At 63.1% G+C, this 14,628-nt stretch carries 14 protein-coding genes; 9 read left to right on the top strand and 5 right to left on the bottom strand.

Annotated elements, in window-relative coordinates; genetic code table 11:
• Window positions 1–69: 69 nt before the first annotated feature.
• A complete protein-coding gene (locus ACTNFK_RS09265) occupies window positions 70–1,194 on the top strand; it encodes a CPBP family intramembrane glutamic endopeptidase (protein WP_445117152.1) in 1,125 nt (374 codons plus the stop codon).
• Between the two features lie 65 nt (window positions 1,195–1,259).
• On the opposite strand, the gene aroQ is transcribed toward ACTNFK_RS09265, so the two are convergent.
• Entirely contained in the window at window positions 1,260–1,697 is a 438-nt protein-coding gene (gene aroQ / locus ACTNFK_RS09260; RefSeq protein WP_435936882.1) for a type II 3-dehydroquinate dehydratase, read from the bottom strand.
• A 150-nt stretch (window positions 1,698–1,847) separates the two neighbouring features.
• Between aroQ and trmB the strand changes: the two genes are divergently transcribed.
• A complete protein-coding gene (trmB, locus tag ACTNFK_RS09255) occupies window positions 1,848–2,516 on the top strand; it encodes a tRNA (guanosine(46)-N7)-methyltransferase TrmB (protein WP_435936933.1) in 669 nt (222 codons plus the stop codon).
• A 21-nt stretch (window positions 2,517–2,537) separates the two neighbouring features.
• On the opposite strand, the gene ACTNFK_RS09250 is transcribed toward trmB, so the two are convergent.
• Together ACTNFK_RS09250 and ACTNFK_RS09245 are read right to left on the bottom strand one after the other, a co-directional pair.
• The gene (locus ACTNFK_RS09250; protein WP_435936883.1) at window positions 2,538–3,404 is read right to left on the bottom strand and encodes an inositol monophosphatase family protein; all 867 of its coding nucleotides are present in this window, start codon (window positions 3,402–3,404) and stop codon (window positions 2,538–2,540) included.
• A gap of 97 nt (window positions 3,405–3,501) precedes the next feature.
• Entirely contained in the window at window positions 3,502–4,719 is a 1,218-nt protein-coding gene (locus ACTNFK_RS09245) for an ammonium transporter (protein WP_433646880.1), read from the bottom strand.
• 298 nt (window positions 4,720–5,017) lie between these two features.
• On the opposite strand from ACTNFK_RS09245, the gene rpsO reads away from it, so the two are divergent.
• Entirely contained in the window at window positions 5,018–5,287 is a 270-nt protein-coding gene (gene rpsO / locus ACTNFK_RS09240; protein WP_433646881.1) for a 30S ribosomal protein S15, read from the top strand.
• Between the two features lie 291 nt (window positions 5,288–5,578).
• Here rpsO and ACTNFK_RS09235 read toward each other — a convergent pair whose 3' ends face one another.
• Together ACTNFK_RS09235 and ACTNFK_RS09230 are read right to left on the bottom strand one after the other, a co-directional pair.
• Window positions 5,579–6,973: an aspartate aminotransferase family protein gene (locus ACTNFK_RS09235; protein WP_433646883.1), complete on the bottom strand. Its 1,395-nt coding sequence runs from the start codon at window positions 6,971–6,973 to the stop codon at window positions 5,579–5,581.
• Between the two features lie 2 nt (window positions 6,974–6,975).
• On the bottom strand, window positions 6,976–7,443 hold the full coding sequence (locus ACTNFK_RS09230) for an Lrp/AsnC family transcriptional regulator (protein WP_435936884.1): 468 nt from the start codon (window positions 7,441–7,443) through the stop codon (window positions 6,976–6,978).
• A gap of 123 nt (window positions 7,444–7,566) precedes the next feature.
• Here ACTNFK_RS09230 and ACTNFK_RS09225 point away from each other — a divergent pair, with 123 nt between their 5' ends.
• The 6 genes from ACTNFK_RS09225 to prfB all read left to right on the top strand — a co-directional run bounded on the left by ACTNFK_RS09225 (window position 7,567) and on the right by prfB (window position 14,564).
• Complete coding sequence (locus ACTNFK_RS09225) at window positions 7,567–8,997, top strand: gamma-aminobutyraldehyde dehydrogenase (RefSeq protein ID WP_435936885.1); 1,431 nt, start codon at window positions 7,567–7,569, stop codon at window positions 8,995–8,997.
• 278 nt (window positions 8,998–9,275) lie between these two features.
• Complete coding sequence (locus ACTNFK_RS09220) at window positions 9,276–10,493, top strand: ABC transporter substrate-binding protein (protein WP_433646886.1); 1,218 nt, start codon at window positions 9,276–9,278, stop codon at window positions 10,491–10,493.
• Window positions 10,494–10,495: 2 nt separating this feature from the next.
• A complete protein-coding gene (locus ACTNFK_RS09215; protein ID WP_435936886.1) occupies window positions 10,496–11,677 on the top strand; it encodes an ABC transporter ATP-binding protein in 1,182 nt (393 codons plus the stop codon).
• Between the two features lie 9 nt (window positions 11,678–11,686).
• A complete protein-coding gene (locus tag ACTNFK_RS09210; RefSeq protein ID WP_433646888.1) occupies window positions 11,687–12,547 on the top strand; it encodes an ABC transporter permease in 861 nt (286 codons plus the stop codon).
• The gene (locus ACTNFK_RS09205) at window positions 12,544–13,347 is read left to right on the top strand and encodes an ABC transporter permease (RefSeq protein ID WP_435936887.1); all 804 of its coding nucleotides are present in this window, start codon (window positions 12,544–12,546) and stop codon (window positions 13,345–13,347) included. The genes ACTNFK_RS09210 and ACTNFK_RS09205 overlap by 4 nt, the downstream gene beginning before the upstream one ends.
• A gap of 107 nt (window positions 13,348–13,454) precedes the next feature.
• On the top strand, window positions 13,455–14,564 hold the full coding sequence (prfB, locus tag ACTNFK_RS09200) for a peptide chain release factor 2 (protein WP_435936888.1): 1,110 nt from the start codon (window positions 13,455–13,457) through the stop codon (window positions 14,562–14,564).
• Window positions 14,565–14,628: the final 64 nt, after the last annotated feature.

Genomic DNA, 14,628 nt, shown 5'->3' with positions numbered 1-14,628 from the left:
GGTACTCGCTCGGTCGGGATCAGAGTCGATACGCTGTTGGCTATGCGCCCCGACACTCATGCTCTGGCAGTGAAGAGACCCGTTCGCCTCGGGTACCTGGCTGCGGCGCTGCTGGTGTGCCTTGCGGCCCCGGCGTTTTTTGTCGCCGAGATCGCGTGGCTCGGGTGGGTGCTGCTTGCCACGGGTCTCGTCGGTGCGTGGATCGCGGAGCGATACGAGGCTGGGCGAGCCGGGGCGAACGCGCCGGCGATCCACCAACCCGAGATGATGCCGCGACCAGCGTCGCTGCTGCGCGACCTGTCACTGATTGCGATCGGCCTCGCGATCGTGCGTTCGATTCCCCTCGCCGCCGAGCTCGACAACTTGGCGTTCGTGCGGTTTACGCTGGCCCTCGGTGGGGCGGTGCTTGTGCCGTACCTCATCTCGCGGTACGTATACCGCGACCGCGCGACCGGGTTTCCGTGGCGCGGGCGTCTAGCGGCATCACAGAGTGATGTCGTAGCCCGCGGTGCCGCCCACGGCGGCAGCCCACGGAGCGAAGCGCGGGGTGGCGGGCGTCTAGCGGCATCACAGAGTGATGTCGTAGCCCGCGGTGCCGCCCACGGCGGCAGCCCACGGAGCGAAGCGCGGGGTGGCGGGCGTCTAGCGGCATCACAGAGTGATGTCGTAGCCCGCGGTGCCGCCCACGGCGGCAGCCCACGGAGCGAAGCGCGGGGTGGGGGAGGTGGACAGTGGGGTCTCCTGCACTGGGGGTGGCTCGTCGCGGTGCTCGTGCTCGGCTGGTTGATCCTGCCCTTCTACTTCATCGGGTCGGGGGTCTACCAGAACTGGCCGGTTGTCGACTCGCCCGAACTCATCGCGCGACTCTTCGTGGGTGTGGGCGCCGTGGGTATCTGGGATGAGCTCTTCTTCATCTGCACGGTGTTCGCGCTGCTGCGCCGACACTTTCCCGATTGGCTGGCAAACGGGCTCCAAGCGATTGTCTTCGTCTCGTTCCTCTGGGAACTCGGCTACCGCGCCTGGGGCCCGGCGCTCACGATCCCGTTCGCGCTCATTCAGGGGTGGATCTTCGTGCGCACACGATCGCTGTCGTACGTGGTCACCGTGCACCTATTGTTTGACGCGGTCGTGTTTGCGGTGCTCGTGCACGCGCACAACCCCGACTTGTTTGCGATATTTCCGACGGCACCGTAGATCGGCTGATTGGGGGCGTGGCGGCGGCACCTGCCGCCACAGCAGGTGCGGCGAGCTCGCTGCGGCTAGCCGAGCAGGTGCGCGAGCCTGCGCACTGCGAACTCATACCCTTGAATGCCCGCGCCCGCGATCACGAACTCGGCGATGGGGGAGATGTAGGAGTGGTGACGGAATTCCTCGCGCGCATGGACGTTGCTCAGGTGCACCTCTGCGACGGGAAGAGCGACACCAGAGAGCGCATCGCGCAGGGCGATCGACGTGTGCGTGAGGGCACCCGGGTTGATGACGATGGCATCGCAGTCGGTTCGGGCGGCGTGGATCGCGTCGATCAGCACACCCTCGTGGTTGCTCTGTGCCGCGCGCACGCCGAAGCCGAGCCCGTCTGCGGTTTCGGTAACCAGGTCAACGATGTCGTCTAGGGTGTCGGTACCGTACACGCCGGGCTCGCGCACGCCGAGCAGGTTGAGGTTCGGCCCGTTCACGAGCAAGATCTTCCGCGTCATGCCCCCATGCTACCGATCGGCATCCATTCAGTGCGGCTGCGCTACCGTTGAAGCGTGAACGAGACCACCGTGCAGCCCCTGCCCGCCAAGAGCTTCGACCCGCGCACCTTTCGCGACAAGCCCGTCTCGTTCGTGCGCCGCAGCGGGCGGATGACGCCCTCGCAGGAGCGCGCGTGGGAGGATCTGGGCCCGCGCTACCTGGTTGAGCTGCCCCGCGGGCACGCGGTGACGAGCATTTCGGAGGATGCCAGTCTGCACCCCGCCGAGGCATTCGGCCGTGATGCCCCTCTTGTCGTCGAGATCGGCTCGGGGCAGGGGCACGCGATCGTGCACGCGGCGAAGGAGCGCCCCGAGCACAACTTCCTCGCGATTGAGGTGTTTCGTGCGGGGCTTGCCCGCACGATTATTCGCGCGGATTGGGCCGAGACCGAGAATCTGCGACTCGTCGAGGCAAACGCGCCCGAGGTGCTGGATCAGGCGTTGCCCGCGGGGTCAGTAGATGAGCTCTGGGTCTTCTTCCCCGACCCGTGGAAGAAATCTCGGCACACCAAACGTCGTCTCGTGTCGGAAGACTTCGTGCCCACGGCACAGCGTGCGCTCAAGTCGGGCGGCGTATTGCGGCTCGCGACCGACTGGGCCGACTACGCAAAGCAGATGAGGGAAGTGTTGGACGCGGCACCAGGCTTCGAGCGCGACTTCGACGGCGACTGGGCCCCGCGTTTCGAGGGCCGGGTTCTCACCGCGTTCGAGGAAAAGGGCGCAAAGGCTGGGCGAGACATTCGCGACCTCACCTACCGCCGCACAGAAGCGAGCCTGTAGCTCGGGGATCGCCGAGAGTCTCTAGCCCGCCGCGTAGGCCGCAGCAACCGAGTCGCGGAGCTTGCGCGCGAGCGTAGGTGGCCCGGCGATGAGCAGCGGCTCCCCGGGAAGGGTATCGCCGTCGCGGCCAAGAATCTCGGCTCCCGCCTCGCGCGCGATGAGCACGCCAGCGGCGTAGTCCCACGGTTGCAATCCCCGTTCGTAGTAGGCATCGAGTCGCCCCGAGGCGATCATGCAGAGATCCACCGACGCCGATCCCATACGGCGAAGATCCCGAATCTGGGGGATGATGTGCCGCGCGACGTTTGCCTGTTCGGTTCGACGTTCCAGCGTGTACCCAAAGCCGGTACCCACCAGGGCGAGGCCGAGATCCTCTTCGGTCGAGACAGCGACGGCCACGCCGCCCAACATGGCGCCACCGCCCTCGAAGGCGGTGAAGAGTTCGTCTGTGACCGGGATGTACACGGCCCCCGCGATTGCGCGTCGCCCGTCGTGGGTATTGCCTGACTGCAGGCCAGCTGCCGAACCATCGGCCACGGTGGCCGCCACGCTCACGCCGTAGGCGGGCAGACCGTACAGGTAATTCGTGGTGCCGTCGATCGGGTCGATCACCCAGGTGATACCTGTGGTGCCAGTCAAGTCGGCGCCTTCCTCCCCGAGAAACCCATCATCGGGGCGTGCCGCCAGGATTCCAGCGACTAACAGTTCTTCTGCCTCGCGGTCTGCCGCGGTGACGACATCGGTGAGGCTTGATTTCGTGGCCGCGACATCGACTCCCTGCTCGCGCATCGCACGGATCCGCACTCCGACGCTTCTGGCGAGTTCACCCGCAAGACGAGCCAATTCGGAGGGATCAACGTGCAGTGCGGGGGTGGGGGCGCCAGGCATGACTCCGAGCCTACTCGCGCCGATCCACCCCCGCACACCATAGGGGCGGGCCCAGACGACGCTGCCTGGACCCGACCCGCTTGGTGAGGTGCTTCGCCTACTTGGCGATCGCAACCTCGGTCTCATCGAGAGCGTAGGCCTCTTCCCCGTGGATCGAGTCGATCCCGCCCTCTTCCACTTCAACTGGCACTCGCAGCCCGGTCGCGAGCTTCACGCCGAAGGCGATGAGCAGCGAGACCACGAAGCTGTAGAGAGCGACCGCGAGAACCGAGATTGTCTGCACCAGCAGCTGCCCGCCGTCGCCACCGGTGAAGAGGCCGGTGTCGATCGCAAAGAATCCGAGGTACAGGGTGCCGATGACGCCGGCGACCAGGTGCAGCCCAACCACATCGAGCGAATCGTCGAACCCAAGGCGGTACTTCCAGTCGATCGCGATGGCGCTCGCGGCTCCTGCGATCAGGCCGAGGAGCAGACCCCAGATCGGAGACACATTCGCGCAGGCCGGGGTGATTGCCACGAGACCGGCGACAGCACCCGAAGCTGCGCCGATAACGCCCGGTTTGCGTCCGCGGGCCGCGTCTGTGAGGAGCCAGCCGATGATACCCGCTGCCGGGGCGGCGATCGTGTTGACCACGATGAGCCCGACCTGCACGTCGTCGCCGGCGGTGCCAGCGTTAAACCCGATCCAGCCGAACCACAGGAGCGCTGCACCGATGGTCACGAGTGGCACGCTGTGTGGGCGGTGTGAGCCGCGGGCGAAGCCAACTCGCTTGCCAGCCACCAGCGCCAGTGCCAGTGCTGCGGCACCCGCGTTGATGTGCACGGCCGTGCCACCTGCCCAGTCAATGACCTCTGCGGTGCCGAGCATGGTGCCAAGGGTCTGGATCCATCCACCGCCCCAGACCCATGCGGCGACGGGGAAGTAGACGAGTGCAGCCCAGAATCCGGCGAACAGCACCCATGAGCCGAGGCCGACGCGGTCTGCGATTGCGCCCGAGATCAGGGCGGTGCTGATCATGGCGAAGGTCACGCCGAAGCCGGCGCCGACGAAGCCCGCCGGGTCAGTCGAGATGAGGCCGAAATCCTTCAGCGGATCGCCCGCCCAGATCGGCGCCTCTCCGTCGGCGAAGTACGTCATGCTGTACCCGAAGATGATCCAGAGGATCCCGACCACGCCCATTGCGCTCAGGCTGAACAACATCATGTTGACGACGGATCGCACCCGCACAAGCCCGCCATAGAACAGGGCCAGGCCCGGGGTCATCAGCAGCACCAGTGCGGTGCTGGTAACCATCCAAACGGCATTTGGAGTCATGTCTGCCGCCTTTCTCCGACAAGCTGCCGGGGTTTGAGAGATCGTGTGCAGTCAGTTTGCGCGCCGGGTGTTTCGACAGCGTTACGCGTCAGTTGCCCGGGCGTAACCGTTTTCGAACAGCTTCGCGCCCGGCGTTGTCGAACAGCAGTGGTGGATCGCGCAGACGTCAGGCCGATCCACTGTGCGCCGGCGCTGCAACTCCTGGTAGGCTGTACAGGTTGCCGTCAGAACGGCCGCGGATCGAGAGAGCCACAACATCGTGTTATTGGCGCCGCGCAACAAACGAAAGGGAGCCCCTATGTCATTGAACGCAGAGGTCAAGAAGTCCATCATCGATGAGTACGCAACCAAGCCCGGTGACACCGGTTCTCCCGAGGTGCAGGTGGCAATGCTCACCCAGCGCATCAAGGATCTGACCGAGCACCTGAAGGAGCACAAGCACGATCACCACTCGCGTCGTGGTCTGCTGCTGCTCGTGGGCCAGCGTCGTCGTTTGCTCGGATACCTGCAGCAGGTCGACATCGCCCGTTACCGTTCGCTCATCGAGCGCCTGGGCCTGCGCCGCTAGTCGCGCACGCTCGAAGCCAGAAGCCCCGTTCCGTTTGGAGCGGGGCTTTTTGCGTGCCCGCCTGGTTCTCGCGTGCCACACGTGTGCCACTTGTCTGTCATCGGTTTGTCCCCGGTTGGCGCTCAAGGCTCAACCGGCAGTGTGACCTCTATCCGGCAGATGATGCGAGATTCTGCAGGTTGAAAGTGATTCTGCAGGTTGAAGGTGACTCTGAAGGTAGGAAGTCAGCGAACGCAAATGGCCCGCGCCTGCCGAAGCAGAGCGCGGGCCATTCCGAGGATCACCCGAAGACTAGATCTTCGAGGAGGCATCCTTCAGTACGCTGCGGAGAATGCCACCAATTTCGGCGAACTCGGCCGGGCCGATCGTGAGCGGCGGCGCGAGCTGGATGACGGGGTCTCCCCGGTCGTCAGCGCGGCAGTAGAGGCCGGCCTCCCAGAGCGCGGGGGAGAGGTAGTCGCGCAGCAGGCGATCCGACTCCTCGGCGTTGAAGGTTTCCTTCGTCGCCTTGTCTTTCACGAGCTCGATGCCGAAGAAGTAGCCCTCGCCGCGCACGTCACCGACGATGTCGATGTCGAGCAACTTCTCGAGCTCGGCACGGAACAACGGGCTGTTCTCGCGCACGCGACCGTTGAGGTCTTCTTCCTCGAAAATGTCGAGGTTTGCAAGCGCAGCCGCGGCTGCAGCCGGATGGCCAGCGAAGGTGAAGCCGTGGTAGAAGGTGTTCTCGACCGAGTTGAACGGTTCGGATACCTTGTCGCTCACGAGCATCGCGCCCAGGGGCACGTAGCCCGAAGTGATGCCCTTGGCCGAGGTGATGATGTCGGGCTCGTACCCAAGCGCCTTCGACGCGAAAAAGTCGCCGATGCGGCCGTAGGCGCAGATGACCTCATCGCTGACGAGCAGCACATCGTACTGATCGCAGATCTCACGCACGCGCTTGAAGTATCCGGGGGGAGGCGGGAAGCAACCACCCGAATTCTGTACTGGCTCGAGGAAGACGGCCGCCACGGTGTCTTCACCCTCGAAGAGAATCGCCTCTTCGATGCGGTTCGCTGCCCACTGGCCGAACGCCTCGATGTCGTCAGACGGCGCGCCGGCCTCGCTTGCGCGGTAGAAGTTGGTGTTGGGCACGCGGTGACCACCCGGGGTCAGGGGCTCATAGAACTTCTTCATGTCGGGGATGCCGGTGATAGCCAGCGCGCCCTGCGGGGTGCCGTGGTAGGCAACCGCACGCGAAATCACCTTGTGCTTCATCGGCTTGCCCTGGATCTTCCAGAAGTGCTTGGCCAGCTTGAAGGCTGACTCAACGGCCTCGCCACCACCGGTGGTGAAGAACACCTTGTTCATCTCGCCGGGTGCGTAGCTCGACAGGCGCTCGGCCAGCTCGACGGCGGCCGGGTGCGCATATGACCACAGCGGCATGAAGTCAAGCTGCTTCATCTGCTTCGCTGCGGCCTCAACGATCCGGTCGCGGCCGTGGCCGGCGTTGACGACGAACAGGCCCGAGAGGCCGTCGAAGTACTTCTTGCCCGATGCGTCGTAGATGTGGTGACCCTCTGCGCGCGTCACGACGGGGATGCCGTCGTTCAGCACCTTGCGGTTGGTGAAGTGAGGCCACAGGTGTTTCTTGGCGCTCGCCTGAAGGGCCGTGGTGTCGGCCTGGGCTGTTGGATCGTAAGACATGGTTATCGTGTTCCCCAGTCGTATTTCTGTTTCTTCAGTTGGAGGTAGACGAACGTCTCGGTTGTTGAGACGCCATCCAGGGCCCGGATCTTGTGATTCAGGAGTTCAATGAGCGCGTCGTCGTCTTCGCAGACGACTTCAGCAAGAATGTCGAACGAGCCTGCGCTGAGGACAACGTAGTCGACCTCGGGCATCTCGGAGAGGTGGTCGGCCACGACTCGGGTATCACCCGAGACCCGGATCCCGAGCATCGCCTGGCGACTGAAGCCGAGACGCATCGGGTCAGTGACCGCAACGATCTGCATCACGCCCGCCTCGGTAAGTTTCTGCACGCGCTGGCGCACGGCCGCCTCGCTGAGACCAACCGCCTTGCCGATTTCGGCGTACGAACGGCGACCGTCGAGCTGCAGCTGCTCGATGATCGCCTTCGAGGTCGCGTCAAGCGCGACGTTGGTTCGTTTGGTGCTCACACCACTGATCTTGACACCTCGTCGGCAAAAATGCAAAGGAATTCGCAGAGAAGAGGCACCTGCCCAGCTGATTTTCGAAGTTGCCTAGTGTTTGGGCGGTCGATTTCATCTAGGCTGGTCGACATGCGTGTACTACAGAACTTCATCAACGGTGATTTCGTTCCATCCGAGTCTGACCAGAGTTTTGACGTGATCAATCCGGTCACGGAGGAAGTCATTGCGACGGGTCCGGTCTCCTCTGCTGCAGAGGTGGATCGCGCCTATCGCGCCGCGCAGTCGGCCTTTGCGGGCGAGTGGGGTGCGACCACCCCGCAGCAGCGTTCACTTGCGCTGCACAGGATCGCCGCTGAAATGGAACGCCGCGCTGACGACTTTGCCGACGCGGAGTCACTCGACTGCGGGAAGCCACGGCACTCGATCATCGCTGACGAGATCATGCAGTCCGTCGATCAGCTCCGTTTTTTCGCGGGAGCTGCCCGCAACCTTGAAGGTAAGGGCGCGACCGAGTACCTTGCTGGCCACACCTCGTATGTGCGCCGGGAGCCCATCGGGGTCGTCGGTCAGGTGACGCCGTGGAATTATCCGCTCAACATGGCGGTGTGGAAGATCGGGCCCGCGCTCGCGGCGGGAAACACGATCGTGCTGAAGCCGGCCTCGGTCACCCCGCTCTCGACACTTCTCCTCGCCGAGATCACCCAGGGCATTCTGCCCCCGGGAGTCTTCAACGTCGTTCTTGGCGATCGTGTGACGGGACAGGCCCTGACCGAGCATCCGGTGCCCGAGCTCGTCGCGATCACCGGCTCTGTGCGCGCGGGCATGGAGGTCGCGCACTCGGCAATTGACGGCATGAAGCGCACGCACCTTGAACTCGGTGGCAAGGCGCCGGCGGTGGTCTTCGCCGACGCTGACATTGCGAAGACCGCCGAGGCTATCGCGACAGCCGCGTTTTTCAACGCGGGCCAAGACTGCACGGCCGCGACCAGGCTCATCGTGCAGGCCAGCGTGCACGATGAGTTAGTTTCCGAACTCAAACGCTTTGTGGAATCGACGGTCACGATTGGCCCCGATGTTGCCGAGCCCTTCTATGGGCCGATGAACAACGACCGCCAGTTTGCGAGCGTGCTGGGGGTCATTGAACGGCTGCCAGAGCACGCGACGATGGTCACCGGCGGGACGCGTATCGGCGAGTCGGGATACTTCATCGCGCCCACCATCGTGACCGGCATGCGTCAAGACGACGAGGCTGTGCAGGAGGAAATCTTCGGGCCGGTACTCACCGTGCAGACGTTCGAAACCGAATCCGAGGCGCTTGAACTTGCCAACGGCGTGCGTTATGCGCTCGCCGCCTCAGTGTTCACGAAAGACCACGGCACCGCCATGCGACTCACCAAGCGCCTTGACTTTGGGTGTGTGTGGGTCAACACGCACATTCCCTTTGTCTCTGAGATGCCGCACGGTGGCTTCAAGTATTCCGGCTACGGGAAAGACCTCTCGATGTACGGATTCGAGGACTACACCCGCATTAAGCACGTCATGCACTTCCTTGACGAGTAGCCAGATCCACTAGCGGATCAGGGTGCCCTTGTCACCCGGATAGGGTGCACGTGCTTCCGTTCACGACGAGATTCACTCCCAAAGCGAGGATTTGCAACTGATTCCGTAGCTCGAATTTCGACTGTGTAACTGTTTCATGAAGAATCTTCGGATTTGGGTGCGGTGAGGTTGTCTCATAGGGCGCACCTGTGACATTCTCTGATTACCGACCCCGGCGAGGACGCCACTGGCGACTTGAACGGGATCCATTAGCTGTAAACGAGTCAAGGAGTCCCCTCGTGGTACGTCGCATTCCCCAAGACCCCATCGTCCGTGATCTGGTGAGCATGGTTCGCCAGTCTCAGTTCAACCGGCGCGCCCTCCTGCGCGGCGGCGCTGTCGGTGCCGCGGGTGCCGGCGCGCTGGCTCTCAGTGCTTGCGCGGGCGGAGGTGGCGCGGGGGTCGAGCAGGGCGACGGCTCTGCGGGCTCGATCGTCTGGGGCAACTGGACCTACTACCTCGATTACGACGAGGAAACTGGCACCTGGCCAAGTCTCGATGCGTTCATGGCACAGACCAACATCGGTGTCGAATACATCGAAGACATCGACGACAACAACACGTTCTACGGCAAGATCAAGGATCAGCTGGCGCTCGACCAGTTCACCGGGTACGACACCATTACTCTGACCGACTGGATGAATGGCCGCCTGATTCAAGACGGGCAGGTCCAGGAACTCGACGCGGCGAACATGCCGAACACGAAGAACCTCCTCCCGTCGCTGCTGAACAGCCTTGACCTTGACCCGGGTCGGAAGTTCACGATGCCGTGGCAGGCTCCCGCCTCGGGCTTCGTCTGGAACACCGAGGCAGTGCCGAACGGCATCATGACCCTCGACGATTTCCTCCGCCCCGAGCTCAAGGGCAAAGTGGGCGTGCTCACCGAGATGCGCGACACGATGGGCATCATCATGTCGGCGCAGGGTGTCGATACTGCTGGGGCGTGGGGTGATGCCGAATTCGACGCTGCACTCGCATGGCTTGACGACGCGATCCAAAGCGGTCAGATTGCGCAGATCAAGGGCAACTCCTACACGCAAGACCTGGAGCAGGACGTGACGCTCGCGGCGATCGCGTGGACCGGTGACATCGCGATCCTGAACGCTGAGCAGGGTGAGCGGTGGACCCTGGAGGTGCCCGAGTCGGGCGGCATGATCACCGCTGACTCGTTCACCGTTCCCAACGGCACGAGTGCAGAAAACAAGGCTCTCGTCGAAGAACTCATCAACTACTACTACGAGCCTGAGGTCGCGGCGGAGGTCGCCGACTACGTGTGGTTCGTGACTCCGGTTGTCGGTGCACAGGAGGCAATGGAGAAGGTGAACCCGGATCAGGTGAACAACCCGCTGATCTTCCCCGACGACGAGATGAATGCCCGCCTGAAGGGGTTCCGCACGCTGACCCCGCAGGAAGACAAGAAGTACACGAGCGACTTCAACAAAGTTCTGGGGCTCTAACGATGGCCGATGTGCAAGCATTCGCCGAGGCAGGAGCCGACCTGGAATTGGTCGGAATCCAGAAGCGGTTTCCCGGGTTTACCGCGATCGAGCACCTCGACCTGAAGATCCCCGCAGGATCGTTCTTTGCGCTTCTCGGGCCTTCTGGCTGTGGAAAGACCACGACATTGCGCCTCGTTGCGGGTCTCGAGGATCCCACCGCAGGCAATATCCTGATCGGCGGGAAAGACGTGACCTCGTTAAAGCCGCACAAGCGGCAGGTCAACACGGTCTTCCAGTCATACGCGCTCTTTCCGCACATGACAATTCTCGAAAACGTCGCCTTCGGCCTGCGCCGACGCAAGGTCGCTGATCCACTCGCGAAGGCGCATGATGCGCTGAAGCTTGTGGAACTCGATCACGTGGCGGATCGCAAGCCAGCACAGCTCTCAGGCGGCCAGCAGCAGCGCGTGGCACTCGCCCGAGCTGTCGTCAACAGGCCGGCGCTTCTCTTGCTCGACGAACCGCTCGGAGCGCTTGACCTGAAGCTTCGGCGCCAGATGCAACAAGAACTGAAGCAGATTCAGCAGGAGGTCGGCCTGACGTTCCTCCACGTCACACACGACCAGGAGGAGGCCATGACCATGGCCGACACCGTGGCCGTGATGAACAAGGGGCGCATCGAGCAGATGGGAGCTCCCGCGGAACTGTATGAGCTACCCCGCACGGTCTTCGTCGCCAACTTCCTGGGGCAGTCGAATCTCTTCGCGGTGCAGGTGGTCGGGGGCACCGATCAGGTGCTCCACACCGACCTGGGGGGGCACCGCATCACGCTGCTTCGCAGTCGCAGCGCCCGAGACTCCGGAACGATCACGGTGGGCGTGCGCCCGGAGAAGATGCGGCTGCACACCCAGGCTCCGCCTGAGGATCCAGCGGTCAATGTCATCGGCCCTGGGCGGATCACCGATGTCTCCTTCACTGGCGTAAGTACTCAGTATTCGGTGCAAGCGCCGGAATTTGGGGAGGTTCAGGTCTTCGCGCAGAACGTCGAAGCGGGCCCCGCCGCTCACCTGGGTGACACTGTGTGGCTCAGCTGGTTGGCAGAACATACCTTCGGGCTCGCCGATGACCGACTTGATACGGGAGCTCTCAACGGCGACTTCTCGACTCGGGCCATCGCCACCCAGGCGAGCCTCGCGGAGTAGGGGGAGGCTATGGCTTTCACCGCTTTTGCCGGGAACGCGCCGGTTATCGAGCAGGCACCGCGTACGCGCTCATGGACGGCCCTGGTGCTGCTGGCACCGGGCATCGCCTACATGGCACTGTTCTTCGTTGCGCCGTTCATTCAACTCATCATCACGTCGCTGCAGATGGCACCCGAAAACGCGGGCATCGGCGAGTACGTTACGGCCTTCCAGATCTCCAACTACGGCGCAGCGATTGCCGAGTACTGGCAGCATATTCTGCGGTCGTTCGTGTACGCACTCGTCGCGACCATCGCCGGGTTGCTGATCAGCTACCCCCTGGCCTACCTGATCGGTGTGAAACTGCGCCCGTTCCCGATGCTCCAGGGCCTGGCACTCATCCTCGTGATCGCGCCCTTCTTCATCAGCTTCTTGCTGCGCACCCTCGCGTGGAAGCAGATACTGCCCGCCGAACTCATCGGCACCGATTTCTCAGTGATTTTTGGCTTGACGTATAACTTCATACCGTTCATGACGTTACCCATCTTTGCCTCGCTCCAATCGCTTGACCTGCGCATGTTGGAGGCGGGTTCTGACCTGTATGCGTCGCCGGTGACCACGTTCTTCAGGGTCACGCTGCCGCTGTCGATGACGGGGGTGGTGTCGGGCACGCTGCTCAGCTTCATTCCGATGTCGGGTGATTACATCAATGCGTCGCGCGAGTTCCTCGGTGGCACCGGAACCGCGATGATCGGTAACGTCATCGAATCGAACTTCCTGTCGTCCCAGAACTATCCAATGGCGGCAACGCTCTCGGTGATCCTGATGGCGATCATTCTCGTGATTGTCGCCACCTATGTGCGTAGGAGTGGAACGGAGGATCTGCTGTGAGAAATTTCAGTCTCGGCAAGGCGTTCGTTCCGACGGTCGGAATCATCGCGCTCATCTACTTACTGCTGCCGATTTTCTGGGTCATCGTGTTCTCGTTCAACGACGCGGGACGCAACAACATCACCTGGCGAGGGTTCACCTTCGACAATTGGATGAATCCCTGCGGCGCTCCCAATGTCTGTCAGGCGTTTGGCAACAGCATTCTCGTCGGCGTTGTTGCCACGATTGCCGCGACCGTGCTCGGAACCATGATCGCGATCGCCCTCGTGCGCTACAAGTTCAAGGGTCGCTCGACGGTCAGTCTGCTGCTGTTCACGCCCATGGCCACCCCCGAGGTCGTCTTGGGTGCCGGTCTTGCGGCGCAGTTCCTGCTTGCAGGTGTCGAGAAGGGCATCGGCACGATCATCCTCGCGCACACGATGTTCTGTGTCTCGTACGTCGTGGTGGCAGTCAAGGCCCGCGTGGCGGGACTGAACCCGGCCATCGAGGAAGCGGGACGCGATCTGTACGCCTCGCCAGGTCAGGTGTTCTGGCGCATCACTCTCCCGATGCTCATGCCCGGCATCATTGGGGCGGCTCTGCTGAGCTTCGCATTGTCGTTCGATGACTTCATCATCACGAACTTCAACTCGGGCACGGCAAGCACCTTCCCGAAGTTCATCTACACCTCCGCACTTCGCGGGGTGCCCGCGCAAGCAAACGTGCTCGCCGCGATGGTGTTCCTCACCGCGATCATCCTCGTTATCGCGGTACAGATGTCGCGCATCAACCGAGCAAAGCGGCTTGCGAAGGCCGCGTAGCGACTCCACAGTGGATCGGCCGCGTGCCCTGGCCATGCCAGAGCCGTGGCCGATCCACTGTGCGTGAGGCCGCCCGCTGTGCCGCAGGAAGGTAGGCTTGCAGGATCATGCTTGATCTCGATCTCGGTAGCCGCATCCGCGCGGTGCGCTCTACATACGCTGACATTGCCGCTGTCATGGACCTGCCGAAGCTCGAGCGCGAGATCGGTGAACTTGAGGAGCAGGCCGCCGTGCCCGGCCTCTGGGATGACCAGGAGGAGGCGCAGCGCGTCACCAGTGGCCTGAGTCACCGCAAGGCGCGGGTCGCGAAACTGCGCGGGGTGCAAAACCGGCTCGATGACCTTGAGGTGCTCATCGAGTTGGCCCAGGAAATGGACGACGACGACTCCGCCAACGAAGCGAAGAGCGAACTCGCGGCCATCGAGGCGCTCGTGGGAGAACTCGAGGTGCAGACAATGCTCTCGGGGGAGTACGACGACAATCCGGCGGTGGTGACGATTCGATCGGGTGCGGGTGGCGTCGATGCGGCTGACTTCGCCGAGATGCTCCAGCGCATGTACCTGCGCTGGGCCGAAAAGCACGGGTATCGGGTGCAGGTCATGGAGACGAGCTACGCGGAGGAGGCCGGCATCAAGTCGACCACCTTCGAAATCGATGCTCCCTATGCCTTCGGTACACTCTCGGTTGAGGCCGGCACGCATCGCCTGGTGCGCATGAGTCCATTCGGCGCAGCAGGGAAGCGACAGACCAGCTTCGCCGCGGTCGAGGTGATTCCATTGATGCCCGAGGCTGTTGAGGTTGAGATTCCCGAGGGCGACTTGCGCATCGACGTGTACCGATCGAGCGGGCCTGGTGGCCAGTCGGTGAACACCACCGACTCGGCTGTGCGCATCACCCATATTCCCACCGGCACCGTGGTGTCGATGCAGAACGAGAAGAGTCAGATTCAGAACCGGGCCGCCGGCATGCGTGTGCTGCAGTCTCGACTGCTGCTGCTGCAGCGCGAGGAGGAGGCGGCGAAGAAGAAGGAGCTCGCTGGCACCATCACCGCAAGTTGGGGCGATCAGATGCGCAGTTACGTGCTCGCTCCCTACCAGATGGTGAAAGATTTGCGCACCGAGCACGAGGTGAACAACCCCCAGGCGGTGTTCGACGGAGACATTGACGGCTTCATCGCGGCGGGCATCCGGTGGCGCTCGCTGGGCAAAGCGAGCTAAGACCTGCCCGCTCCTCCGCGAGTCGCGGGGGAGGAGGCCACAGCTCGGCGTAAGGTCGATCCGT

The organism is Leucobacter fengyongliangi (assembly GCF_052386045.1).
This window is presented reverse-complemented; position numbering and strand designations above follow the sequence as displayed.